Annotated in this window: 30 protein-coding genes; 20 read left to right on the top strand and 10 right to left on the bottom strand. The window is 35.5% G+C overall.

Annotated elements, in window-relative coordinates; genetic code table 11:
- Positions 1-33 precede the first annotated feature (33 nt).
- Entirely contained in the window at positions 34-510 is a 477-nt protein-coding gene (locus AC1DMU_RS02020; protein WP_088064355.1) for a ribbon-helix-helix domain-containing protein, read from the top strand.
- A 122-nt stretch (positions 511-632) separates the two neighbouring features.
- On the opposite strand, the gene AC1DMU_RS02015 is transcribed toward AC1DMU_RS02020, so the two are convergent.
- The gene (locus AC1DMU_RS02015) at positions 633-2,222 is read right to left on the bottom strand and encodes a bifunctional metallophosphatase/5'-nucleotidase (RefSeq protein WP_088064354.1); all 1,590 of its coding nucleotides are present in this window, start codon (positions 2,220-2,222) and stop codon (positions 633-635) included.
- A gap of 200 nt (positions 2,223-2,422) precedes the next feature.
- Here AC1DMU_RS02015 and AC1DMU_RS02010 point away from each other — a divergent pair, with 200 nt between their 5' ends.
- The 3 genes from AC1DMU_RS02010 (at position 2,423) to AC1DMU_RS02000 (ending at position 4,228) form a co-directional block, all read left to right on the top strand.
- A complete protein-coding gene (locus tag AC1DMU_RS02010) occupies positions 2,423-2,686 on the top strand; it encodes a YqkE family protein (RefSeq protein ID WP_000727564.1) in 264 nt (87 codons plus the stop codon).
- Positions 2,687-2,754: 68 nt separating this feature from the next.
- Positions 2,755-3,279, top strand: a complete 525-nt coding sequence (locus AC1DMU_RS02005) for a GrpB family protein (RefSeq protein WP_088064353.1) — start codon at positions 2,755-2,757, stop codon at positions 3,277-3,279.
- Between the two features lie 121 nt (positions 3,280-3,400).
- Entirely contained in the window at positions 3,401-4,228 is an 828-nt protein-coding gene (locus AC1DMU_RS02000; protein ID WP_088064352.1) for an aldo/keto reductase, read from the top strand.
- Between the two features lie 29 nt (positions 4,229-4,257).
- On the opposite strand, the gene lolS is transcribed toward AC1DMU_RS02000, so the two are convergent.
- Together lolS and mciZ are read right to left on the bottom strand one after the other, a co-directional pair.
- Positions 4,258-5,172, bottom strand: coding sequence for an aldo/keto reductase (gene lolS, locus AC1DMU_RS01995; RefSeq protein WP_088064351.1), 915 nt, complete (start codon positions 5,170-5,172; stop codon positions 4,258-4,260).
- 53 nt (positions 5,173-5,225) lie between these two features.
- Positions 5,226-5,354, bottom strand: a complete 129-nt coding sequence (gene mciZ, locus AC1DMU_RS01990; protein WP_000870295.1) for a Z-ring formation inhibitor MciZ — start codon at positions 5,352-5,354, stop codon at positions 5,226-5,228.
- Between the two features lie 74 nt (positions 5,355-5,428).
- Between mciZ and AC1DMU_RS01985 the strand changes: the two genes are divergently transcribed.
- Positions 5,429-5,968 carry an NUDIX domain-containing protein gene (locus tag AC1DMU_RS01985; RefSeq protein ID WP_000067040.1) on the top strand — a complete coding sequence of 180 codons (540 nt, stop codon included), beginning with the start codon at positions 5,429-5,431 and terminating at the stop codon, positions 5,966-5,968.
- Positions 5,969-5,992: 24 nt separating this feature from the next.
- Here the strand turns inward: AC1DMU_RS01985 and AC1DMU_RS01980 are convergent, their stop codons facing one another.
- On the bottom strand, positions 5,993-6,544 hold the full coding sequence (locus AC1DMU_RS01980) for a GNAT family N-acetyltransferase (protein ID WP_476941459.1): 552 nt from the start codon (positions 6,542-6,544) through the stop codon (positions 5,993-5,995).
- 155 nt (positions 6,545-6,699) lie between these two features.
- Between AC1DMU_RS01980 and spoIIM the strand changes: the two genes are divergently transcribed.
- From spoIIM to corA, 9 genes are all read left to right on the top strand, one after another.
- On the top strand, positions 6,700-7,317 hold the full coding sequence (spoIIM, locus tag AC1DMU_RS01975; protein ID WP_223261357.1) for a stage II sporulation protein M: 618 nt from the start codon (positions 6,700-6,702) through the stop codon (positions 7,315-7,317).
- Between the two features lie 106 nt (positions 7,318-7,423).
- Complete coding sequence (gene fur / locus AC1DMU_RS01970) at positions 7,424-7,879, top strand: ferric iron uptake transcriptional regulator (protein WP_000392655.1); 456 nt, start codon at positions 7,424-7,426, stop codon at positions 7,877-7,879.
- A 103-nt stretch (positions 7,880-7,982) separates the two neighbouring features.
- On the top strand, positions 7,983-8,213 hold the full coding sequence (locus AC1DMU_RS01965; RefSeq protein WP_001250432.1) for a YqzK family protein: 231 nt from the start codon (positions 7,983-7,985) through the stop codon (positions 8,211-8,213).
- A gap of 6 nt (positions 8,214-8,219) precedes the next feature.
- Positions 8,220-9,110, top strand: a complete 891-nt coding sequence (gene xerD, locus AC1DMU_RS01960; protein WP_000390083.1) for a site-specific tyrosine recombinase XerD — start codon at positions 8,220-8,222, stop codon at positions 9,108-9,110.
- 143 nt (positions 9,111-9,253) lie between these two features.
- Positions 9,254-9,997 carry a FixH family protein gene (locus AC1DMU_RS01955; protein ID WP_137013664.1) on the top strand — a complete coding sequence of 248 codons (744 nt, stop codon included), beginning with the start codon at positions 9,254-9,256 and terminating at the stop codon, positions 9,995-9,997.
- A 442-nt stretch (positions 9,998-10,439) separates the two neighbouring features.
- Complete coding sequence (gene deoB, locus AC1DMU_RS01950) at positions 10,440-11,624, top strand: phosphopentomutase (protein ID WP_048546267.1); 1,185 nt, start codon at positions 10,440-10,442, stop codon at positions 11,622-11,624.
- 12 nt (positions 11,625-11,636) lie between these two features.
- Complete coding sequence (locus AC1DMU_RS01945) at positions 11,637-12,458, top strand: purine-nucleoside phosphorylase (protein WP_001078444.1); 822 nt, start codon at positions 11,637-11,639, stop codon at positions 12,456-12,458.
- Between the two features lie 7 nt (positions 12,459-12,465).
- Entirely contained in the window at positions 12,466-13,770 is a 1,305-nt protein-coding gene (locus tag AC1DMU_RS01940) for a pyrimidine-nucleoside phosphorylase (RefSeq protein WP_088064349.1), read from the top strand.
- 62 nt (positions 13,771-13,832) lie between these two features.
- Positions 13,833-14,795: a magnesium/cobalt transporter CorA gene (gene corA, locus AC1DMU_RS01935; RefSeq protein ID WP_060488448.1), complete on the top strand. Its 963-nt coding sequence runs from the start codon at positions 13,833-13,835 to the stop codon at positions 14,793-14,795.
- 34 nt (positions 14,796-14,829) lie between these two features.
- Here the strand turns inward: corA and AC1DMU_RS01930 are convergent, their stop codons facing one another.
- The gene (locus AC1DMU_RS01930) at positions 14,830-16,119 is read right to left on the bottom strand and encodes an NCS2 family permease (RefSeq protein ID WP_060488352.1); all 1,290 of its coding nucleotides are present in this window, start codon (positions 16,117-16,119) and stop codon (positions 14,830-14,832) included.
- Positions 16,120-16,253: 134 nt separating this feature from the next.
- Entirely contained in the window at positions 16,254-16,925 is a 672-nt protein-coding gene (locus tag AC1DMU_RS01925) for an SIMPL domain-containing protein (protein WP_060488353.1), read from the bottom strand.
- A gap of 159 nt (positions 16,926-17,084) precedes the next feature.
- On the opposite strand from AC1DMU_RS01925, the gene AC1DMU_RS01920 reads away from it, so the two are divergent.
- Positions 17,085-17,504 (top strand): MarR family winged helix-turn-helix transcriptional regulator, encoded by a 420-nt coding sequence (locus tag AC1DMU_RS01920; RefSeq protein ID WP_001003308.1) that lies wholly within the window; start codon positions 17,085-17,087, stop codon positions 17,502-17,504.
- A 102-nt stretch (positions 17,505-17,606) separates the two neighbouring features.
- Positions 17,607-18,152: a hypothetical protein gene (locus AC1DMU_RS01915; RefSeq protein ID WP_000820916.1), complete on the top strand. Its 546-nt coding sequence runs from the start codon at positions 17,607-17,609 to the stop codon at positions 18,150-18,152.
- 24 nt (positions 18,153-18,176) lie between these two features.
- Here the strand turns inward: AC1DMU_RS01915 and AC1DMU_RS01910 are convergent, their stop codons facing one another.
- From AC1DMU_RS01910 to AC1DMU_RS01895, 4 genes are read right to left on the bottom strand one after another with little or no spacing between them, the layout of a single operon-like run.
- Positions 18,177-19,241, bottom strand: coding sequence for an ABC transporter permease subunit (locus AC1DMU_RS01910; protein ID WP_088064348.1), 1,065 nt, complete (start codon positions 19,239-19,241; stop codon positions 18,177-18,179).
- A gap of 12 nt (positions 19,242-19,253) precedes the next feature.
- Positions 19,254-20,315, bottom strand: coding sequence for an ABC transporter permease subunit (locus AC1DMU_RS01905; protein ID WP_088064347.1), 1,062 nt, complete (start codon positions 20,313-20,315; stop codon positions 19,254-19,256).
- Positions 20,305-21,186, bottom strand: a complete 882-nt coding sequence (locus tag AC1DMU_RS01900; RefSeq protein ID WP_087985125.1) for an ABC transporter ATP-binding protein — start codon at positions 21,184-21,186, stop codon at positions 20,305-20,307. Before AC1DMU_RS01900 ends, AC1DMU_RS01905 begins: the two co-directional genes overlap by 11 nt.
- Positions 21,152-21,571, bottom strand: coding sequence for a GntR family transcriptional regulator (locus tag AC1DMU_RS01895; protein WP_046957464.1), 420 nt, complete (start codon positions 21,569-21,571; stop codon positions 21,152-21,154). Before AC1DMU_RS01895 ends, AC1DMU_RS01900 begins: the two co-directional genes overlap by 35 nt.
- Positions 21,572-21,737: 166 nt before the next feature.
- Here AC1DMU_RS01895 and dacF point away from each other — a divergent pair, with 166 nt between their 5' ends.
- The 4 genes from dacF (at position 21,738) to sigF (ending at position 24,661) form a co-directional block, all read left to right on the top strand.
- Positions 21,738-22,928, top strand: a complete 1,191-nt coding sequence (dacF, locus tag AC1DMU_RS01890) for a serine-type D-Ala-D-Ala carboxypeptidase DacF (RefSeq protein WP_000831992.1) — start codon at positions 21,738-21,740, stop codon at positions 22,926-22,928.
- A gap of 170 nt (positions 22,929-23,098) precedes the next feature.
- Complete coding sequence (gene spoIIAA / locus AC1DMU_RS01885) at positions 23,099-23,449, top strand: anti-sigma F factor antagonist (RefSeq protein WP_000059133.1); 351 nt, start codon at positions 23,099-23,101, stop codon at positions 23,447-23,449.
- The gene (spoIIAB, locus tag AC1DMU_RS01880; protein WP_048546248.1) at positions 23,450-23,890 is read left to right on the top strand and encodes an anti-sigma F factor; all 441 of its coding nucleotides are present in this window, start codon (positions 23,450-23,452) and stop codon (positions 23,888-23,890) included.
- 12 nt (positions 23,891-23,902) lie between these two features.
- On the top strand, positions 23,903-24,661 hold the full coding sequence (sigF, locus tag AC1DMU_RS01875) for an RNA polymerase sporulation sigma factor SigF (RefSeq protein ID WP_000350733.1): 759 nt from the start codon (positions 23,903-23,905) through the stop codon (positions 24,659-24,661).
- Positions 24,662-24,726: the final 65 nt, after the last annotated feature.

Genomic DNA, 24,726 nt, shown 5'->3' with positions numbered 1-24,726 from the left:
CTAGTGTCATTTCAACACGGGAGGAGGGAAATTGTGACGATTGGAGAAATTATAGATTGCTTAAATAGACGTGAATCCATCGCTATTATAGCAAAACGTCTTGAAATAAGCCCATATACATTATCAAAGAAATTAAGATTGATTGGATACGAATATGATGGAGAACAGAAGAAACGTATTTTTGTAGGAGATGGAGAAGAACCGCGTCACTTACAACTCCAAGAAGCGACAGCCCTTCAATATGCGACAACGGATTATCAATTATTAATTTATGAGCAATTACAAAGTATTTATGAGTTATTAAGAAAGAGAGAAGAAGTAATTGTGCCCATTATGAGTATAAGTACAGAAAAAAAGAAACGTACCTTTTCTATTAATAAAGAAATATTAGCAAAACTAGACATTATATCAGAAGCGAAAGGAATTCAAAAATCTAAACTTGTAGAAGAGGCGTTACAACAATTTTTACAACAATATGATTTTAACAAAACATCACATTTTGATAACTAAAGAAAAGGATACTATGTTCATTGTAAGAACGAGTATCCTTTTTAGGTTTTACTAATGTTGTGGATTAAGTATAAGTGCGTATCCTTTACAATAAAAATCTGGGTCGCATATTAGGGAAATACTTAATTTATCTTTTGAATTCTTCCATCAATAACTGGCTGAATTGGTTCTTTTAATTGTTTTACATAATCGACTAGCGCTTCAAAGTCGTTTGGACCAGTTTCTGAATTCTTCCCATTTTTAAATGATACGAATCCGTCACCGCCAGAAGCTAAGAAAGCATTCGCAACTACGCTATACGTTTTAGATGGAGATAACTCTTCGCCATTTGTTAAGCGTATATTCGTAACCTTTTCACCGCTTGGTTTATTTGCATCCCACGTATATTGAATACCTGAAATTTGAAGCATTCTTGTTGTTCCTTTTTGCCATTGTTGATTTAAAATGTCGCGAATATCTTGACCTGTTAAATCTACTTTAATCAATTGGTTTCCAAAAGGCTGAATGCCATATAATTCGCCCCAAGTAATATCGCCAGCATCTAAGTCATTACGAATGCCACCAGGATTCATAAGTGCGATTTGAGCTTGCATCGTTTGACGCTGTGCGTCGGCAATTACATTCCCAAGAGTAGATTCACCAGCATCATTTTGTTTACGGTCGATAGGTGCTGTAGATTTTCCTACAACTTCATTTACAAGTGGTGCGATTGTTTCTTTATATTGATCTATTTTTTGTTTTACTTGTTTATCAGGTTCCACACCTTCATGATATGTTGTAATCACTTCAGCTTTTTTCTTTACAATATCTTTTGTTTTACGATCAATTGTTACATCTACGTCTGAGAAAGCTGTTCCATAAGAGTTCGCTTGGACGATTAGTTTATTATTTACAGTACCATTTACATACGTGTGACTATGTCCACCGAAAATAACATCAACTTCCGAGTCTGTTTCATTTGCAATTCGAGTAAGGTCTCCATTTGTCACGCCAGACTCATCAGTTGTTCCGCCGACATGGGCAAGGACGACGATGGATTTAACACCGAGACGCTTTAATTGTTGCGTTGATTTATTAATTGCTTCTACTTCGTCAGTGATCTGTACATTTTTAAGCATAGTAGGCATCACGACATTTGGCGTATCAGTTGTAACAACGCCAATGAATCCTACAGGAACACCATCTACCATTTTTACAGTAAATGGTGGTAAAAATAAGCGACCAGTTGATTTGTTATAGAAGTTAGCAGCGACATAAGGGAAGTTAGCACCTTTGAAATTACCTGTTTTCTCGTGATATCCACCGTAAATGAGGCGTTTCATTTCATCGATACCTTCATCAAATTCATGGTTTCCGATTGTACCAACATCGAATTTTAAGTCATTTAAAAATTCAATTGTTGGTTCATCTTGTAACAACGCTGAAACTGGTGGACTAGCTCCGACAATATCGCCAGCATGTACGAGAAGTGTATTAGGGTTTTGTTTTTTACGTTCTTTTAAATAAGTGGCTAAGTACTCAGCGCCACCAGCTTCTTTGTTATTAATTTTTTTAACAGTATCTAGTTGTCCATGGAAATCATTAATACCAAGCATTTGTACGTCTACGTAGCGGTTTTGTTCAGCTGGAGTCTGGGATGGGGGAGCGGCAAATACGCTTGAAAAAGTAATGGTGCTTAAAACGGCAACAGCAGGAATGATTTTTTTCCACATAATTTAATTCTCCTTTTTTATAATCTGACATCATACGACATAATTTTAATAGATTCATAGGATTATATCTATATAAAAATTTAGTTTTTTCGAAAAATTAACATATTTACAAAAAGTGAATGATAGAGTAACGAACCTTTTTTATTGTCGAGTTCATTGTATATCTACTATAATGGAGAAAAAAGTAAAAGGTGAGTAGCATGAAGAAAAAGAAACAAAGACAAATGCAAAGACAATCGCAAGTGAATAGACCAGAGAAAGAGTCGCTTACATTAGGCGATCAATTAAATGATTCACTCATGCAGCAATTAAAGAATAAGAAGAAAGAATTGCAAGTGAGAGAAGAAGAAAAAGAGGCAGCTGAACTGGAAAGAAAGCGCCGAGAACAAAAAGAACGTGAAAAAAATAAATCATTTGAAGAACTGTTAAGTGAAAGTAGCCTTACTTGGAAAGACTTTAAATAATATAAAAAATGATCAGTGCATACCGCTGATCATTTTTTTGACGAGCTTGTAAGAAAAGGGGAGTTTTAATGAGAAAAATTGTAGTCGTTCCGCATGAAAATCATTGGAATGAAAAATTTCAAATAGAGGCCGAACGATTAAAATCGGCGATGCCAGAAAGGGTGAAAGTCCATCATATTGGAAGTACATCAGTGCCAGGACTGGCAGCTAAACCAATTATAGATATGATTATGGAAGTAGAGTGTATCGACAGAGTAGATCATTGGAATGAACGTTTTGAAGAGCTTGGTTATATCGTAAAAGGGGAAAATGGTATTTCAAGACGTCGTTATTTTATTCATGGAACTGAGGAAAAACGCTCGTATCACTTACACGTTTTTGAAAAAGGAAATCCTGAGATAGTAAGGCATTTAGCGTTTCGTGATTATATGATGGCTCATTGTGAAGAAGCAGAGGCATATGCAACCTTAAAGAAAGAATTAGCCGAAAAATATACATATGATGGCACGTTATATACGGAAGGAAAAAATGAGTTTGTGCGTAGTGTTGATGAAAAAGCGAAAGAATGGAGAGAAGGAAATATGAATAATTGAGTTTGCGTTTTAGTGTATAAAATTATTATGTAAACTGTACATATGTTTTGACTTTTTGGTTGAATCTTGTTGAAATAAAGTGGTAGCTTATAAAAAATGTAAGAATGAAAGGGAGACGACTGTGCACATTCCAACAACTACACTTCATAATGGCGTAAAAATGCCGATGATTGGTCTAGGCGTTTATAAAGCGAAAGAAGGCGATGAAGTAAAACAAGCAGTAAAAACAGCGTTAGAAGTTGGATATCGTTCGATTGATACAGCAACTGTATATGAAAATGAAAGCGGTGTCGGAGAAGCGGTTCGTGAATCAGGGATTCCGAGAGAAGACATATTTATTACAACAAAAATTTGGAACGACGATCAAGGATACGAGGAAACACTTGAGGCGTTTGAAAAAAGCTTAAAGAAATTACAAATGGACTATGTAGATTTATATTTAATACATTGGCCAATAAGAGGGAAGTATGTCGATACGTACCGAGCGCTAGAAAAACTGTATGAAGAAGGTAAAGTGCGCGCAATTGGTGTTTCAAATTTTCATAAACATCATTTAGAACTGTTATTACCAAATTGTAAAGTGAAGCCGATGGTCAACCAAGTGGAACTTCATCCGATGTTAGCGCAATTTGAATTGCGTAATTTCTGTCAAGGTGAGCAAATTCAAATGGAAGCATGGAGCCCATTAATGAGAGGCGGGGAAGTATTCGAGAACCCGATTATTCAGGCCATTGCTACGAAATATGAAAAAACACCTGCGCAAGTTATATTAAGATGGGATATTCAGAGCGGGGTAGTGACGATTCCTAAATCTGTTACACCATCTCGCATTAAGGAGAATTTTTCTATCTTTGATTTTTCATTAACGGAAGAAGAGATGACTCAAATTAATACGTTAAATCGTAATTTACATGTAGGAACGAATCCGGATAAATATGATACGCTATAAAAAGACGCTACCAGTATGGTAGCGTCTTTTTAACGATGTAAAGCGTAAGTATCACATTTAGCAATTTGCTGAAGTTGTATATATTGAGCTGTTGTTAACTGTGTTTGTTTACTAGCCTGGCCATTTTCTTTCAATTGCCCAATAGAGCTTGCACCAGGTATAACAGCTGCAACAGTTTCGTTATGTAAGCAATATTGAATAGCTGTTCCTGTTAAAGAGCTTTCTCCGATTATTTCTTTTACATTCGCAAGTGTCGCATATAATTCATCGTAAGAATAAGAAAGATAATTCTTTTCTTTTACTCTTTCTATCTTTCTTGCATTATTATCAGTTAAAATTCCTTTTGCAAGTGGCCCACGAGCAATAATGCTAATTTGATGTTCACTTAGAAGTGGGAACCATTCTTCAGGGCGACGATTTAAAAGGCTATATTCCATTAGCACACTAACGATATTGGAACGTTTAGCATATTCACGGATAACATTTGGACGTATAGAAGAAATACCGTAATGACGAATAATACCTTCTTTTTTTAATTCTTCAAAGGCTTCAATTGTTTCATCTATTGGATCTTCAATCGTCCCGCCGTGAAGTTGATAAAGATCAATATAATCAGTTTGAAGTCTACGTAAACTTTCTTTCACTTCAGCCTTTATGTAACTTTTAGAAGGATCCCAAGACCACCCGTTTTTTTCTTCTGTCCATCGATTTCCAACTTTTGTTGTAAGAACAATTTGGTCTCGTTTCCCTTTTAAGGCTTTTCCAACAAATTCTTCGTTTAATCCATAATCATATAAATCCGCTGTATCAAAAAAATTGATTCCTAAATCGATTGCTTCATCGATAATACGCATAGCTTCTGTTTCAGATGTACCGAGAGACATACAGCCAAGTCCCATTTCTGTCACAAACAAATCTGAGTTTCCTAATTGACGTTTTTTCATAGGTCAACCTCCTTACCTTTATTGTACGCAAGGGAAAAGAGGTTGACAAACGTTTACTTTTTATTTGCTGTAATCCACTCTTGTACAGTTGTATACTCTTTTCCATATTGTTTTAGCTTATGGCGAATTTGCCATGCTTTTCCGACTAAAGTGACGCGATTTGGTAAAATATAAACTTTCATTTCTATCACGCTCCTTTCAATGTGGTAAAATGTATGAGGAAAGAATAGGAAATAGAACAGGGAGATGAAGTAGTATGAGTAATCTTGCAGAGAGAACAGTAAAAACTGAACCGATTTTTGATGGTAGAGTTATAAAAGTTCGTGTTGATGATGTAGTATTACCAAATGGAGCAATGAGTAAACGTGAAATTGTAAATCACCCTGGTGCAGTTGCTATTATTGCTATTACTGATGAGGGGAAAATTGTGCTTGTCGAGCAGTATCGTAAAGCGCTTGAAAAGGCGATTATAGAAATTCCGGCCGGCAAGTTAGAACCTGGTGAAAAACCTGAGGTGACAGCAGTTCGTGAATTAGAAGAGGAAACAGGATATGTATGTGAAAATATGGAGCTTATTACTTCTTTCTATACATCTCCAGGATTTGCAGATGAAATTTTATATGTATATAAAGCGACAGGTTTGACGAAAAAAGAAAATAAAGCCGAGTTAGATGAAGATGAATTCGTAGAATTGATGGAAGTATCGTTAGAAGAAGCGATTATTCTTATGAAAGATCTTCGTATTCATGATGCGAAGACGATGTTTGCAGTACAATATTTACAACTACAAAAATAAACACTCGCCAAAGGCGAGTGTTTTTTAATTGATTTTTGCGTATACGCGTGCATCACGTAAGCTACCATCTGGTGCTATGAAATCATTTTCCATTGTACCTTCTAGAATAAATTCTAAACGTTCTGCTAGGTTACATGCATTTGCATTTGTTGTATCAGTACGAATTTCAATTCTTCTAGCACTTAGCTTATCAAAGGCAAATTGAATGGCACCTTTAATGGCTTCAGTCATATAGCCTTGTTTTGTATAAGCACTATGCAGCCAGAAGTGAAGTGAAAACTTTGGAATATCCCAGTTTTCAGGCTTGAGCGTTATAGCTCCGATGAATGTACCAGATACTTTATCGTATAAGTGAAAATCAAGTGTTTCACGAAGTAAAAACTGCCCGTGAGCGTTACGAACGATTTCTTCAGCACTTTCTTCTGTTTCAGCGTTAATTGGCATCCACGGTACTAAGTCTTCTAGAGAAGCTTGGATTGCTTCATACACTTCTGCACCATCACCTGGAAATGGCTTACGAACTTGTAAGCGTTCAGTTTGAAATAATGTTGGAAAATCTAATAATAATGGTTTCAAGAGAAATCCCTCCTATTCTCTACTTTTTAGTTTAGCAAAGTAGAGCGGAATTTCAATGTTAATTCGTCATACTTTTTTCTTTCTTTCATACATTTTTAATAAGAGTGTGAACGGAGGGAAGAAAAATGTGGAGAAAAACTTGGCAAGACCGTGTAATGTCTCACATACAGGAAAACTCTTCATTATATATATTTAACGCTGTTTTATTATTGATGGGAGTAATATTTGGGGCCATTCTTGTAAATAGTTTACAATTAAATCAAAAACAAGATTTATCATTTTATTTACAACGTTTTTTTGGACAAGTTTCTAAAGGAGAATTTGCTGTTGCGAGCGAAATGTTTCGAGAAAGTTACTTTTCGCAATTAAAATACATTGGATTTATTTGGATTTTGGGGATTTCAATTATTGGATTGCCACTTATTTTTATTTTATTATTTGTAAAAGGAGTAGTTGTCGGATTTACAGTAGGTTTTTTAGTAAGTCAGCATGGATGGAATGGATTATTATTAGCATTCGTTTCTGTATTGCCACAAAATCTCATTATTATTCCAGTATTTCTCGTTATGACAACAATTGCTGCAAGCTTTTCCTTACGCATGATTAGACATCAATTTATTCGGAAAATAACCGAACCGCTATTACCATTATTAATTCGTTATACATGCTTCTTTCTTGTAATCGGAGTAGTGTTAGCTCTTGCTTCTAGTGTAGAAGCTTATGCATCACCAGTTTTAATGAAAGAAGTCGTTGAGGCTATTAATAAACAATAAATACTTTTTGAGAATAATTATCAATTTGTTTTTATTGTTTTTCTTTTGACAGAAGCCCTTCTTCTGATATAATGGTGTAAGAGTGGCGAGGAGGGAGTAGTACCGAATGGAAGAAAGAATTGAACGAATTAAGAAGCAATTACATGCAGCGAGCTACAAATTAACACCGCAACGTGAAGCAACAGTTCGTGTGCTGCTAGAAAATGAAGAAGATCATTTAAGCGCAGAAGATGTTTACCTCCTTGTAAAAGAAAAGTCGCCAGAGATCGGATTAGCAACCGTCTATCGAACTTTAGAACTATTATCTGAGTTAAAAGTTGTCGATAAGATTAACTTCGGAGACGGTGTTTCACGCTATGACTTACGCCAAGAAGGTGCGCAGCGTTTCCACCATCATTTGATTTGTACACAATGTGGTGCTGTACAAGAAATACAAGAAGATTTACTTGGTGAAGTGGAAAGGAAAGTAGAACATGACTGGAGCTTTAAGGTGAAGGATCATCGTTTAACATTCCATGGGATTTGTAAAAATTGTCAAGAAAATGAAACGGATGAAAAATAACCTTTTCCTATTTAACTAGGAAGAGGTTTTTTATTTGAATAAGGTATAAATTGGTGAAAGCTTGGCATATGTTGTAATAACTTATATTTTGGAGGAATTTACAATGCGCCGAGCTTTAAAATTAACTTTTGATGGGATAAAAGTATTTTTATTATTTACAAGTTGTACGATTTTGTTTTATTTCGCTATACTATGGATAAATGAAGAATATGAAAGCTATCATCGTTATGAAAAGCCAAAAGAAGAGACTGTAGAAAAAGTATCAGGGAATGAAGAGCCGGCAAAGGATGCTTTCGTAAATAGAATGATGTTTTTCTATGAAAATGGGGAGTAGTGTAGATTGGAAGATCAATTAAAAGATTTTATTCATTATATGGTTGTCGAAAAAGGGCTAGCGAAAAATACAGTAGTATCTTATGAACGTGATTTAAAAAGTTATGTAAAGTATTTGCAAAATGTAGAACAGGCGAAAAGCTTTCATGAAGTAACACGCTTGCACATTGTTAATTTTCTGCAGCACTTAAAAGAAAACGGAAAATCTTCGAAAACATTAGCACGTCATATTGCATCGATTCGTTCGTTTCACCAATTTTTACTTCGTGAACGGGCGGTAGAGCACGACCCATCCGTACATATTGAAACGCCGCAAGGAGAACGGAAATTACCGAAAGTACTATCAATCGATGAAGTAGAGGCGTTACTTCAGACACCGAAAATGACGAGTGCTTTTGGGGTTCGTGACAAGGCGATGCTAGAGTTATTGTATGCAACAGGACTTCGTGTTTCGGAATTAATTGCCTTAAATTTAGAAGATGTACATTTAACGATGGGATTTGTTCGTTGCATAGGGAAAGGGAATAAAGAAAGAATTATTCCACTAGGAAGTTTAGCGACGGAAGCGATTCAAAAGTATATTGAAAAGGGAAGAAGAGAATTGATGGGTAAAAAAGTAGTAGATGCACTCTTTTTAAACCATCATGGGAATCGATTATCAAGACAAGGATTTTGGAAAATTTTAAAACGATTGGCGAAAGAAGCAAATATTGAAAAAGAGCTTACACCGCATACGTTGCGCCATTCTTTTGCTACGCATTTATTAGAAAATGGAGCAGACTTGCGTGCTGTGCAAGAAATGCTTGGACATGCAGATATTTCAACGACGCAAATTTATACGCATGTTTCAAAAGCTAGATTAAAAGATGTATATAAACAGTTTCATCCGAGAGCATAGTTACTATGCTCTTTTTTCATAGATTCAAAAGGCTACAGTACTTCACAAAAACTTCACAAACATTTCGTACATTGTTTTCAGCAGAAGACTAGAATATTACAATGTATTTCCTCTATACTAAATAAGGTATGAAGGAGGAAATGATGATGAAAAAACTTATTATGACTTTATTTATCGCGATGCTAGCATTGGCTGGCTGTAATACAAACAAAGAAGAACCGAAAAAAGAACAGAAACTAGAAGCTGTAAAAGTAGCAGTTCAAACAAATCCGAAAGAAATTAAACCTGGTGAAAAAACAGAAGTACAAGCACTTGTTACACAAGGAAAAGAAAAAGTAACAGATGCTGATGATGTAAAGTTTGAAATTTGGAAAGCTGGCGACGAAAAGCACGAGATGTTAGATGGTAAGCATAAAGGAAAAGGTGTTTATGCAGTAGAGAAAACGTTCGAGACGGATGGAGTATACCATATTATCGCTCACACAAATGCACGTGAAATGCATGTTATGCCAGAAGTAAAAGTGGCTGTAGGAAATGCGAAAGTAGAAGATGCGAAAAAAGAAAATAGTCATCACGGTGCAGGGCATGGCGATCATAAAAGCGATACAATGATCCATCTTATGGCTGGTGATATAAAAGCAAATGCTGAATCGACTATGAAAGTTCATTTAAAACAAAAAGAAGAAGCGTTAACTGGTGCTGAAGTACAACTTGAGATTTGGAAAGATGGTGTTGAAAAACACGAATTTATTCCAGCGAAAGAAGGAAATAAAGGAGAGTATGAAACGAAACATACTTTCAAAGAAAATGGTTCTTACAAAGTGAAAGTTCATGTTAAAAAAGGCGAACTACATGAACATAAAGAAGAAACAGTAGAAGTAAAATAAAAAGCAGCTCTTTAGAGCTGCTTTTTATTTTTATTCCGTAAACGTCCAATTGATGAGGGCTTATAATCAGTGGAGAAGAACTAAACTCCTACTAATCAAAGTTTCACTTTATATGAAGAAATAAATCATAAAATAATTAGCACTTATTTGCATAATGGATTACAATAGAAGTGTGAAGAAAATGAGAAATTCTACGAAAATGTATTAAAAAGAAAGCGTAAACATGTTATGATATCTGTATCAGATGTCTGACATCTGACTTAGAAAAAACTAGAAATGTTTTTGAGTCGTTTCGAAGTAAACGAAATAGGTTAGAGAATCAATTAAAGAAGTACTGTTTGACAATGAGAACGAAAGAGAATTCTTATGGAGAACAGTTTCACTTTATAGCGTTTTGAACATACTACAAGAAGTAGAACTGAACTTATAGGAGGTCGCAGTTATGAATAAATATAAACGTATATTCCTAGTCGTAATGGATTCTGTTGGAATCGGTGAAGCACCAGATGCTGAGCAATTTGGTGATTTAGGATCTGACACAATTGGTCACATTGCTGAACATATGAATGGGTTACAAATGCCTAACATGGTGAAATTAGGTCTTGGTAACATTCGTGAAATGAAAGGTATCTCTAAAGTAGAAAAACCACTTGGATATTATACAAAAATGGAAGAGAAATCTACTGGTAAAGATACAATGACAGGTCACTGGGAAATTATGGGTCTTTACATTGATACACCATTCCAAGTTTTCCCTGAAGGCTTCCCGAAAGAATTACTTGATGAATTAGAAGAAAAAACAGGTCGTAAAATCATCGGTAATAAACCAGCTTCTGGAACTGAGATTCTTGATGAGCTTGGTCAAGAGCAAATGGAAACAGGATCTTTAATCGTTTACACTTCTGCTGATAGCGTATTACAAATCGCAGCACACGAAGAAGTAGTGCCGCTTGATGAGTTATATAAAATTTGTAAAATTGCACGTGAATTAACATTAGATGAGAAATACATGGTAGGTCGCGTTATCGCTCGTCCATTCGTTGGTGAGCCTGGAAACTTTACACGTACACCAAACCGTCATGATTATGCATTAAAACCATTCGGCCGTACGGTAATGAATGAATTAAAAGATAGTGACTACGATGTTATTGCTATCGGTAAAATCTCTGACATATATGATGGTGAAGGTGTAACTGAGTCACTTCGTACGAAGTCTAATATGGATGGAATGGATAAGCTTGTAGATACATTAAATATGGACTTTACAGGTCTTAGCTTCTTGAACTTAGTTGACTTTGATGCATTATTTGGACACCGCCGTGATCCACAAGGGTACGGAGAAGCTCTGCAAGAGTATGATGCTCGTCTTCCAGAAGTATTCGAAAAACTAAAAGAAGATGATTTATTATTAATTACAGCAGACCACGGTAATGATCCAGTTCACCACGGTACTGATCATACACGTGAATATGTACCGTTATTAGCATATAGCCCAAGCATGAAAGATGGCGGACAAGAATTATCAATTCGCCAAACATTTGCTGATATTGGTGCAACGGTAGCAGAAAACTTCGGCGTGAAAATGCCAGAACACGGAACAAGCTTCTTAAACGAGCTAAAGAAATAGGGGGATAAACAAATGAATCGTGAACTTATTACAAAATCAGCTTCATACTTAAAAGAGAAATTTCAAGAAACGCCACAAGTAGGACTAATCCTTGGATCTGGACTAGGTGTATTAGCAGATGAAATCGAGAACGCAGTAACAGTACCTTACAGTGAAATCCCTGAATTCCCAGTATCAACTGTAGAAGGTCATGCAGGTCAACTAGTATTCGGTACACTTCAAGGTGTAACAGTAGTAGCAATGCAAGGACGTTTCCACTTCTATGAAGGATACGACATGCAAAAAGTAACATTCCCAGTTCGTGTTATGAAAGAACTAGGTGTAGAAACAGTTGTTGTAACAAATGCAGCTGGTGGTGTAAATACATCATTTGAGCCAGGCGATCTTATGTTAATTTCAGACCACATTAACTTCATGGGTACAAATCCATTAATCGGACCGAATGATTCTGAAATGGGCGTACGTTTCCCTGATATGTCTACATCATATACGACAGAACTTCGTGAAATGGCGAAACAAGTTGCAGCGGACTTAAATATTAAAGTACAAGAAGGTGTATACGTTGGAATGACAGGTCCTGTATATGAAACACCTGCTGAAATTCGTATGCTTCGTACACTTGGCGGAGATGCAGTTGGTATGTCAACAGTACCTGAAGTAATTGTAGCGCGTCATGCTGGTATGAAAGTACTTGGTATTTCTTGTATTTCAAATATGGCAGCTGGTATTTTAGATCAGCCACTTCATCACGATGAAGTAATCGAAACGACAGAACGTGTTAAAGCTAACTTCTTAGCATTAGTAAAAGCAATCGTAAAACAAATGAAGGGGTGACCTCACAATGAGAATGGTGGACCTAATTGCAAAAAAACGTGACGGACATGCACTAACGACAGAAGAAATTAACTTTATTGTTGAAGGATATACGAATGGTGATATTCCTGATTACCAAGTAAGTTCACTTGCAATGGCAATTTTCTTCCAAGATATGGACGATCAAGAACGTGCTGATTTAACTATGGCAATGGTAAATAGCGGTGATACAATCGACTTATCAGCTATTGAAGGGGTAAAAGTAGATAAGCACTCAACAGGTGGTGTTGGTGATACAACAACACTTGTGTTAGGTCCATTAGTAGCCGCTTTAGGTGTACCGGTTGCAAAAATGTCTGGACGTGGGTTAGGACATACTGGTGGTACAATTGATAAATTAGAAGCAGTTCCAGGATTCCATGTTGAAATCGAAAATGATGAATTCATGCGACTTGTAAATGAAAACAAAATCGCAGTTATTGGTCAAAGTGGAAACTTAACACCTGCGGATAAAAAGTTATATGCACTTCGTGATGTAACGGCAACAGTAAACTCAATTCCGCTTATTGCAAGTTCGATTATGAGTAAAAAAATTGCTGCTGGTGCAGATGCAATTGTTCTTGATGTAAAAACTGGAGCAGGTGCATTTATGAAAACAGATGAAGATGCAAAACGTTTAGCAGAAGCAATGGTGCGCATTGGTAATAACGTTGGTCGTAATACGATGGCTGTTATTTCTGATATGAGTCAACCACTTGGTGAGGCGATTGGTAACGCACTTGAAGTACAAGAAGCAATTGATACATTACAAGGTAAAGGACCGAAAGATTTAGAAGAGTTATGTTTAACGCTTGGAAGTCAAATGGTATACCTTGCTGGACAAGCTTCATCTTTAGAAGATGCACGTGAGAAATTAATTGAAGTAATGAACAACGGTAAAGCGCTAGAATCATTTAAAACGTTCTTATCAGCGCAAGGCGGCGATGCTTCTGTTGTTGATGATCCTTCTAAATTACCACAAGCACAGTTTAAAATTGAAGTAGAAGCGAAGGAAGACGGTTATGTATCAGAAATCGTTGCAGATGAAATCGGAACAGCAGCAATGCTTTTAGGAGCAGGACGTGCGACGAAGGAATCTGAAATTGATTTAGCAGTTGGCTTAATGCTTCGCAAAAAAGTAGGGGACAGCGTGAAAAAAGGTGAATCCCTTGTTACAATTTACGCAAACCGTGAAAATGTGGACGATGTAAAAGCAAAAATTTATGAGAACATGAAGATTGCTAACGAACATGTAGATGCACCAACATTAGTGCACGGCATCGTTACCGAATAATAAAAAAGGGCCAAGGAGTATTTCTCCTTGGCTTTTTTTGCTATTTTTTGTTTATAATAATAATGGGTGAAATTATGATTAGAATTTGTGCAATAACAAAAACAGATGAAGTATTATATGATGTTTCGCTAGAAGAAACAACGAAAGACCATATTGTATGGTATTGGCTAGATTTATATAAGCCAACGAAAGAAGAGTATACATACATTTTGCAAGATCATTTTAAGTTCCATCCCCTTGCAATTGAAGACTGTATAGAATATGTACAGAGACCAAAAGTTGATTTTTATGATGGATATAACTTTTTAGTTCTTCATGCATTTGGTGAGGATGGATTAGAACCGCACGAGATTGATTTATTTATTAGTGATCGTTTTATTGTTTCTTTCCACTTTTCTCATAACAATGCAATCGAAAGAGTATGGAAAACACTTGGGGAAAAGAAGCGTATTAAAAATAGTCCTTTACACGTAGCGCATACAATTATCGACCAAATTGTAGATGACTATTTTGCGCCTGTATATTACATTGAGGATCATTTAAATGCAATTGATGATAATTTAACGGGTGAGACAGCAGGAAGTGTATTAGAAGAAGTATTTGATATACGTACAGATTTATCGAAGCTAAGGCGCACAATCATTCCGATGCGTGATTTATTGTATCGTATTTTAAATTCGACTCGTTTTTACGGTATAAGCGATCATGAGATTTACTTTAAAGATATACATGACCATTTGCTTAAACTGACAGAAATGATTGAAGCAAGCCGCGAGTTAACGGCAGATATTCGGGATAGCTATTTTTCATTAAACTCACATCATATGAATAACATTATGAAAACATTAACTGTATTCTCGACTATTTTCATGCCATTAACATTTATTGCGGGAGTATACGGAATGAACTTTACGCATATGCCAGAGCTTGGTGGACAATATAGTTATTTTATTTGTCTACTTCTAATGGCGCTAATTGGCGGTGGGATGATGGCTTGGTTTTATAAAAAAGGATGGTTTAAGTAAAAAAACACCGAGGAAAATTCCTCGGTGTTTTTACTTAACCAATAGCATGTAATACGAACATGGCTAAGAATAAGCATGTAACGATATACATAGACGGTGCGACTTCTTTACGCTTTCCAAGAGCAACTTTTAAGATAGGATAAGCAATAAATCCGAACGCAATGCCATCAGCGATACTATATGTGAGCGGGATCATGACGATAATTAAGAACGCTGGAAATCCTTCTGAAAAATCGTTCAGAGGAATTTGCTGAATGCTTGTAATCATCAGGCCGCCAATAATAATTAAGATTGGTGCAATGGCACTATCAGGAATTAGTTTCACAAACGGAAGTGCAAACAGTGATGCGAAGAATAACAACCCCGTAACGATAGACGTCAGACCTGTCTTTCCGCCTGCAGTAATACCTGCAGCACTCTCTACTGTTGATACGGTAGGGCTTGTGCCAAATAGACCACATGTCATTGCTGAAATTGCATTGGCTTGGTAAGCACGTGGGAATTTACGGTCATCTTCTAATAAACCGTGCAGAAGTCCCATGTTCTCAAAAATAAGCACCATGCTTAAGGAGAATGTTGCAATCCAAAACGGTAAGGAAGAAAGTTTGCCAAATGACATAGCTCCAAACACATCGCCGTAATTAGCGAATGAGAATGAACTATTTCCGATTTGACTTGTATCAACAAGACCAAATAGCCATGCAATACCAGTTCCTATTGCAATCGTCCATAAAAAGCTTCCACGTACGTTACGAATAAATAGTACAAGTGCAACGATAAGAGTAAGTAGTGTCGCAAGAACGACAGGGTTACTTAATTTACCCATTGCAACAGCAGTATTTGGATTCGAAACGACTAAACCACCTTTTTGCAATCCGATAAATGCTAAAAATAATCCGATGCCGACAGTAATAGCTTCCTTTAATGACTTTGGAATCGATACTGAAAGCAAGCGAGCGATTGGTGTAAACGCAGCAATTGCAAAAATAATACCAGAGATGAAGACAGCTGCTAATGCTTCCTGCCAAGCTAATCCGAGCGTATGCACAGCAGTGTACGTGAAGAATGCATTTACGCCCATACCAGGGACAAGAATAGCAGGTGCATTTGCCCAAAATGCCATGAGCAGACATCCGACAAATGAACTGAAAACAGTTGCTAAAATTCCAGCTTCAAGAGGAATGCCAGCATCCGATAAAATTGATGCATTTACAATCATAATATATACGATTGTGAAAAATGACGTAACTCCAGCTAAAACTTCTTGTTTTGGTGATGTTTCGTGTAAACCTAATTTAAATGTTCTTTCAAGTATTCCTTTCATGTTAAACCTTCTTTTTCATATCCCTCTCCCACCCGTGATATCTCTTTTGTAAGAGCTCACCGTCCTTTATTATATCAGAACATCATGTTTTTACAACAAGGAAAATGATAACGTTTACTTATAAAAGAAATTATTTATAAATACGTAAAAATGGCTCGTATTGTTGAAATGATTTCTAATTCTCCTGATTGAATGGGCGGAGCTGCTTGCGCATGTAAAGTAGCATAGGACGTCACTTCCCGTGGTAATTGGGCGGATTCTTCAACGAATGAGAGTGGAACTGGATTAATGTTTAAATTGTATGTACTCGCAATAGCACGAGCTTTTTCTACCGCTTGTTGCAGAGCTTGAATAAGAGCTTGCTCATAATATTTATTTGGATGAGATATTCGAAAACGTAACCCTTTTGCTAAGTTTGCTCCATTTGAAACGGCTATATCATATACTTCCCCTGCTTTTTGTACATTTAAAACGGTAATTTCATACAAATGTTCCACACGATATCCTTGTAGTAATGCTTTATCATTTACATATTCGTACTGGGGCGTAATCGTATATGAAATGGTTTCTATATTTTTTTCGGCAATACCTAGTTGTTTTAGTGCATCCAATAATTGTTTTGATTGCACTGCATTCTCTTCTTGTGCCTGTTTTACATTTTTATGATCTGTACGAATACCAATCGTTAATATAACAACATTTGGTTTTGCTTTTATAACGCCTTCACCTTGCACCGTAATGGTAGCTTCTTTACCAGTATTAGCTGTACGTACGTTGTGTAAATAAGGATTCATTCCACCTTGCATCTTCCATCACCATCCTTATTTATATGTATATGTGTGAACAAAAAAGAAATTTGTATGAAAAAGTTACATAAATGAGAATGTTAAAGAAAGAAAGCATATACAATAAGGGTATTTATAGATTATAATATGTGTAAATATGATAAAAAAGGGACGAGGCTAGTGAACGAAAAAAGAGAAACACTGATTTTAGAGTTATCCGGATCATTTCGAAAGATGATACGTTTATTACAAAATGATATTAATACACGTTTTGCAGAACATATGCCATACAATGAATTTTCTGTATTACGCGCGTTATTTTTAAAGAGTCCACAGATGGCTTCGCAAATTGCGAGTGAAGTAAACGTAACCTCTAGTCATATTACAGCTGTTACTGATCGTCTCGTACGAAAAGGGTTTGTAGAAAGAAAGCGTTCAAATTCAGACCGTCGTATCGTGTACCTAGAAATTACAGAACACGGAAGAGAAGTAACTGAAAAACTTGAAGCTGTGCGTAAAGAATATTATAAAGAGAAATTTAAAGGTTGGAGCGACCAAGAAATCGAAATGGTGTTAGAGCTATTTGGCCGCGTATTATAATAAATGAGGATAGGAAGCGAAAGTTTTCCTATCCTTTTTCTTTTGAATAAAAACATTTTGAAACTCCAATACTTTAATTAAAAAGAATCGGAGTGAAAGATTATGAAACGTATTTGTATGCTTTTCATTATGATTGGAAGTTTTTTCTGCTTTAATCAATTCGTGGACGCTGCAACGCCTCTTCAAGTCGTTCAGAAAGAATTACAACATATTTCAAATAAGCAACCTGTTTTATATTCAAAACTATGGATTCGTTCTATGCAGAATGCTATTTTATTTCATCATAGTGATAACATTCGGCATGAAGATACGATAAGCAATGTGACAAAGTCTTCTCTTATAAAAGTAAAACAACTTCCACTTCAGAAAGCATCACAGTACATCCCGAGATTATCGCAATATATTTCTAAGTTTGAAGCTGAGAATGTGCAAGTGTATTATGTTGCAGCTCGTTATGAAGTGAAAAAAGAAAATCCGTATCAGTTAAATGGCATGAATTATTTTATGCAAGTGTTTATTCAACAAGGAGGAGAATGGAGAATTGCTGAAAGCATAGTTGCTCCAACAGATCAAATCGTGGCAAATGGTGACGGCTTTGGAACGAAGCAAGAAAAAGAGTATGGGAAAAGAAGAGAGAATGTGAAATAACCTCCTCATGAAGAGGAGGTTATTTTATTTAAAATTCCAAGAGACTTTCCATTTTAATATTTTTGGCAGGAAGAAATACATAATTAAACTAGTAACTAAAAATCCGATGTAAAAGCTGGACAATGAATGCGCGCGACTTAGCATTAAGCCTCCAACGATTCCACCAAAGAAAATCGCACAAGCCATAACTACTTTTTGTAGTTTCGGATACAATAAGTAGTTACCATTTCGCTCATTGACTGAACGGGCATATAAATATATACCGAGTGATAATAAAATAATAATATGTGCAATAGGTGCAATCAATGTTTTTGCCGGCGGGATTGTTGTAAAGTTTGGTTCATTATGACGTACTCCATCCTTATCAGTATAAGCGTTTTGAGGATCGTAATTAAAGCTAATAGTAAACTCTTCTGCTGGACCAGAAATACGTATGTTTTCCATAATATCATGTATACTGCCATTGTTCTCATGAAAGTCGGCATTCGAGTGAACAGCAATGACTCCTGATATTAGAGATGGAAGTAACACTGGGAAGATTAATATAGCTGCAGTAAGAAATCCTTGCGATATAATATTCCCTGCAATTGTACCTACACATAAGGTAAGTGTATAAATAGCGATTAATACAATTAACATGTATATAAAGTAACTATGAAAAGGGGAAAATACTTGATATTTATTATGAAAAGTTAACTTTTTCATAATAGCAAATAGCCCCCAGTTTAAAACGACAACAGCGGCGATATTACAGATTCCAAACAACCACTTTGTTATATAAAGGTGTGAACGTTTAAATGGCATAGACCATAACAAGTCGCTAGCGTTATTTTGTCTTTCCCATCCAATTAACGTACAAGCTAGAACGATTAGCACACTACCTAACAGCATGATAGAATCTAGAAGTATTAAATCAAAACTGTAATGATATATAACTTTCCATTTTTTATTCATATTTAGAAAATATTGCTGTTGAATAGAAGTCATATAGTATTTATATGACAAAGTATAGAAGCTGACGAGCCAAAATAACCATACAACATATTTACTTTGTTGATATGTTCTTAGCCATAGTGCTTTTTGAAACATAGGATCTCTCCTTTAAAAAACTTTATAATTTGTTAGGCGTGATAATACAACATAAGTAATGATTCCAGCGAGAAACAAACTGATATAGTAGTTAGGTAAGAAATAAAATTGATTTATTTTATAGCCACCTAGTAATGCAAAGTAAATGGTTGTCCCCCATATCCATATTTTTAAATGTTTTTGGAAAATAAATATCTTTTGAGTGTTTTCATTTGGTGATCTTGTATATAAATATGCGCCAAGTAGTAAGTAAAATATTGTATAAAAAATCGGGACCAATATGGATTTAGCTGAATAATATCTATAAGATGCTGGATCTCTTAAAGTGTTTGGATCGTTTTCTTTTTTACGTGATTTTGGATCATAATCGTAATAAATAGAAAAATTATATATTGGTGCAACAATATTTGTTTTATTATTTATTTCAGAAAGACTTTCATATAAGTGAGAGTTTCTATTATTTTGAACATTTAAATGATTTATTGTAAAATTGTACAGCAATGAAATAAATGTAAGACCCATTAGTAACCAAGGAATACAAAAAACAACTTGTGAAAAAACGCTTCCAGTAAAGGCACCGATACATAATGCAGCTGTATATACTGCAACATATGAAACAATTGCATAAAGAAAGTATCGATGAAATGGCCCGAATGATTGATAATCAAAATGAATCGTTGTTCTATAAATAAAGTACATAAGAATCCAGTTTACAAGGAGAGACCCAATAATCCAAAATGAACCGAAAGCCCATTTAGATAAGAAAACATCTTTTCTTTTAAATGGCATTGTTAAAAGTAGTGCATTAGACTGGCTGCTACGTTCCCACCCTATTAATAGACAAGCAATAGAAATAATAAGGATAGTTATCCAAAAACTATTACCTGTATTTGACCAAAAAGCATAATCATAATAGAACGTTCCCTTTTCATGTAATTTATAATAATTAGCAAGTTGTTGCTGAGCTGCTTTATAGTATCCGAAAGATAGAAGATAAAGTGTATAAAAGAAGAACAGTAGTACAGCATATTTCCCGCGTTTCCAATTCCACGTCCACAACGCCTTATGAAACATAACCATCCTCCTCTAGTGTCGTAACGAAGACATCTTCAAGTGACATTGTTAATTCTTCAATGAGTATAGGTTGTTCTTTATAAAACTTCTCCAATGTTGCAGCCACATTTCCCTCAATTAAGATTGTATATACTTTTCCTGTTTGATTTAATATTTTAATATTGCTTAAGTTTTCTAGTTTTTGAGGTAATGAACGTTCGTAAGCTACTTGTATTTTTGCAAATCGTGATTTGGCATCGTCTAGTGATGTAATAGACGAGATAGTATGGCCTTTTAATATAATAATTGTATCTGCAATTTGTTCCACTTCATCTAAATGGTGAGTTGAGATGAAAATGGTAATCTCTTTTTCTGCCACTTCTCCAACGAGAAACTGTAAAATCTGCCTTTTAACGATAGGATCAAGTCCGTTTGTCGGTTCATCCAAAATGATATATTCTGCTTTTGTAGAAACGGCTAAAATGATGGCAAGCAATGCTTTCATCCCTTTTGAATAACTACGAATTCGTTTGTTTGGTAAGTTAAAACGTTCTAACAGTTCATAGAAATATGCTTCATCAAATGCGTTATAAACTTCTTTATAAAACTTTACAATTTCTTTTACCGTATATCCGTTCAATATGTTAGTAGAATCCGGAACATATACGATTTTTTGCTTTATTTCAGGACAATGATGAATGTTTGTATCCTCATATGTAACAGTCCCTGCATCAGGGTCTAAAATGCCGACCATCGTTCGTAATAAAGTTGTTTTGCCCGCACCGTTTCTTCCAAGTAATCCGATGATACTTCCTTTTTGTAATGTGAAAGAAACATCGTCTAAAATTGTTTGATTATCAATTGTTTTCTTGAGGCTTGTCACTTTCAGCATCCGTATTTCCTCCAATCTCTTTATAGTATGAATCTATCCAATCATGAATTTTATCTTTCGTAATACCAAGATAAGAGGCTTCTAATAGTAATTGATGAAATTGCTTTTCAACCATAGCGATTTTCCTTTCGTCTAATGTTGGGGTAATCGATTGGGATACAAATGTTCCTTTTCCTCGTAATGTTTCAATAATCCCTTGTCGCTCTAACTCTTGATACGCTTTACTCACTGTATTTGGATTTATAACGAGTAAAGAAGCGAGTTCGCGTACAGAAGGAAGTTTATCACTTGGAGCTAACATGTTTTTCAATACGAGTTCTTTTATATTTTGAACAATTTGTTCCCATATCGGAGTGTTGCTTCTTGGATCAAGTTGAATATGCAAGAGCAATGTCTCCTTTCTGACTTGTATTAAGTGTACTACTGTATATAGTACACTTAATACAATATAGGTGATGAATATATTTGTCAACTGAAAATATTAGAAAAATATGGTATTAAAAAATAATAAATTGGAAAAAATAGGTTTGATATAGAATGGAGGGTTAGTCATGAAGCGAGTTTTTGGAATACTTGTTTGTTTCATGTTATTGCTTTCTGGTACTTCAGTTAGTTTCGCACAATCTGAGAAGACGAAGCAGGAAAAAACAGAAGAAACAACGCCGAAGTTAGCGGAACAAGCGTCATCAGCAATTGTAATTGAACAAGATACAGGTAAAGTTTTGTTTGATAAAAATCCAAATGAGAAGTTACCACCTGCTAGTATGACGAAGATTATGACAATGCTATTAATTATGGAACAAGTTGAAAAAGGAAAACTAAAACTGACCGATAAAGTTAGAGCAAGTGAGCATGCAGCTTCAATGGGTGGATCACAAATCTTTTTAGAGCCTGGAGAAGAGATGACTGTAAATGAAATGCTAAAAGGTATTGCTATTGCATCTGGAAATGATGCGTCTGTTGCAGTAGCGGAGCATATCGCGGGTTCAGAAGAAGGTTTTGTAAATATGATGAACAAAAAAGCGAAAGATTTAGGACTGAAAAATACTCATTTTCAAAATCCAACAGGTCTTCCGGCTAAAGACCATTATTCCACAGCAAATGATATGGCTATAATGGCAAAAGAATTGATGAAGTACCCACTTATTCGCAAATATACAGGTAAATACGAAGACTATTTACGAGAAGATACGGATAAGAAGTTTTGGCTCGTGAATACGAATAAGTTAGTACGTTTTTATCCTGGAGTAGATGGTGTGAAAACGGGCTTTACGACAGAAGCAAAATATTGTTTAACAGCATCGGCTGAAAAAAATGGCATGCGTGTGATTTCAGTTGTTATGGGAGCACCTACATCGAAAGAACGGAATAATCAAGTAACAAAGCTTCTTGACTATGCATTTGGACAATATATGACAAAGAAATTGTATACACGTGGCGAAAAAATTAAGACTGTACAAGTAGGAAAAGGGAAAAAAGAAAAAGTAGATTTAGTTGCGTCAGACAATGTGTCTCTTCTTATGAAGAAGGGCGAAAATATGGACAAAGTAAAGCAAGAAGTAATTGCTGAAAAGAAAGTGAAAGCGCCGATTAAAAAAGGTGACGCGCTGGGTACACTTGTTATTAAAAAAGATAAAGATGTTTTATTAAAACAAACAATTGTAGCAAAAGAAGATGTTGCTGCAGCGAGCTGGTGGGAGTTATTTAAAAGAAGTTTTGGGATGTTTTCAACATCAAAATAGCGGCAAACATTTTGCCGCTTTTCTATTCGTATGAAAGTAAATAATTGCCGAATGTTTTCACTTTATGGCGAAATAGTTCTTCTTTTGTCAGCAGGAAGGATTCTTATGTTGTATCACGAAAATCTTTATGTATGTAAATGAGTAAAGTTTGAGCATAAGGAGGAAATCGTGTGAGTCTTTCCATGCAATTAGAAGTAAAGCGTGACGTCCTATGTGTGAGACTAGCGGGTGAATTAGATCATCATACTGCTGAAGAGTTGCGAACGAAAGTAACAGATATGATTGAGACACATGGTGTTCATCATATTGTTTTGAGCCTAGAGAACTTATCGTTTATGGATAGTTCTGGTTTAGGTGTTATATTAGGCCGATATAAGCATGTAAAGGGATTAGGTGGAGAAATGGTTGTTTGTGCAATTTCACCGCCTGTTAAGCGTTTATTTGAAATGTCGGGCTTATTTAAAATTGTTCGCTTAGAAGAAAGTGAAGCGCATGCGCTCGCGACGTTGGGGGTGGCGTAAATGAGAAATGAAATGAACCTTCAATTTTCAGCATTAAGTCAAAATGAATCATTCGCTCGCGTTACAGTAGCTGCTTTCATTGCGCAACTAGATCCAACGATGGAAGAACTTACGGAGATTAAAACAGTTGTGTCAGAAGCAGTTACGAATGCAATTATTCATGGATACGATGGAAATGCAGAAGGTGTTGTTTATATTTCTGTAATTTTGGAAGAAGCAATGGTGAAACTCACGATTCGAGATGAAGGGATTGGCATCTTTGATTTAGATGAAGCAAGACAACCCCTTTTTACAACTAAACCTGAATTAGAGCGTTCCGGAATGGGATTTACTATCATGGAAAATTTTATGGATGAAGTAGAAGTTATTTCAAACGAATCTTTCGGGACAACAATCCATTTGACAAAATACTTATCAAATAGTAACGCTCTATGCAATTAAGGAGAATAGCCTATGGACATAGAGGTCAAAAATGAGAAGAAGAAACCTCAGTTAAAGGACCACGAGCTAAAAGCGTTAATTCAACAAAGTCAAGATGGAGATCAACAAGCGAGAGATACAATCGTTCAAAGTAATATGCGTCTCGTATGGTCGGTTGTGCAGCGTTTTCTTAATCGAGGATACGAACCAGACGATTTATTTCAAATTGGATGTATTGGGCTCTTAAAATCGGTAGATAAATTTGATTTATCTTTCGACGTGAAATTTTCAACATATGCAGTTCCAATGATTATTGGAGAAATACAACGATTTTTACGTGATGATGGATCAGTGAAAGTAAGTAGATCTTTAAAAGAAACAGGAAATAAAATTCGAAAGATGAGAGACGAGCTTTCGAAAGAATTCGGAAGGGCACCAACGATTAACGAAGTAGCCGAAGCGTTAGAACTAACGCCAGAAGAAGTGGTTCTGGCGCAAGAAGCGAGTCGTGCTCCTTCATCCATACATGAAACGGTGTATGAAAACGATGGAGATCCAATCACTATTTTAGATCAAATTGCTGATCAATCTGAAACGAAATGGTTTGATAAAATTGCTTTAAAAGAAGCAATTAGAGAATTAGATGATCGAGAACGTTTAATTGTATATTTACGCTACTATAAAGACCAAACCCAATCAGAAGTAGCGGAGCGCATAGGTATTTCGCAAGTACAAGTTTCAAGACTTGAAAAGAAAATATTAAAACAGATGAAAGATCGAATAGATGAGTAGCTATCTATTCGATTTTTTTTATGACTTTAATTTAGTAGGGATTGTAAACTTTCGTAAAAATTAAC

Source organism: Bacillus sp. 01N45 (assembly GCF_056399205.1).
This window is presented reverse-complemented; position numbering and strand designations above follow the sequence as displayed.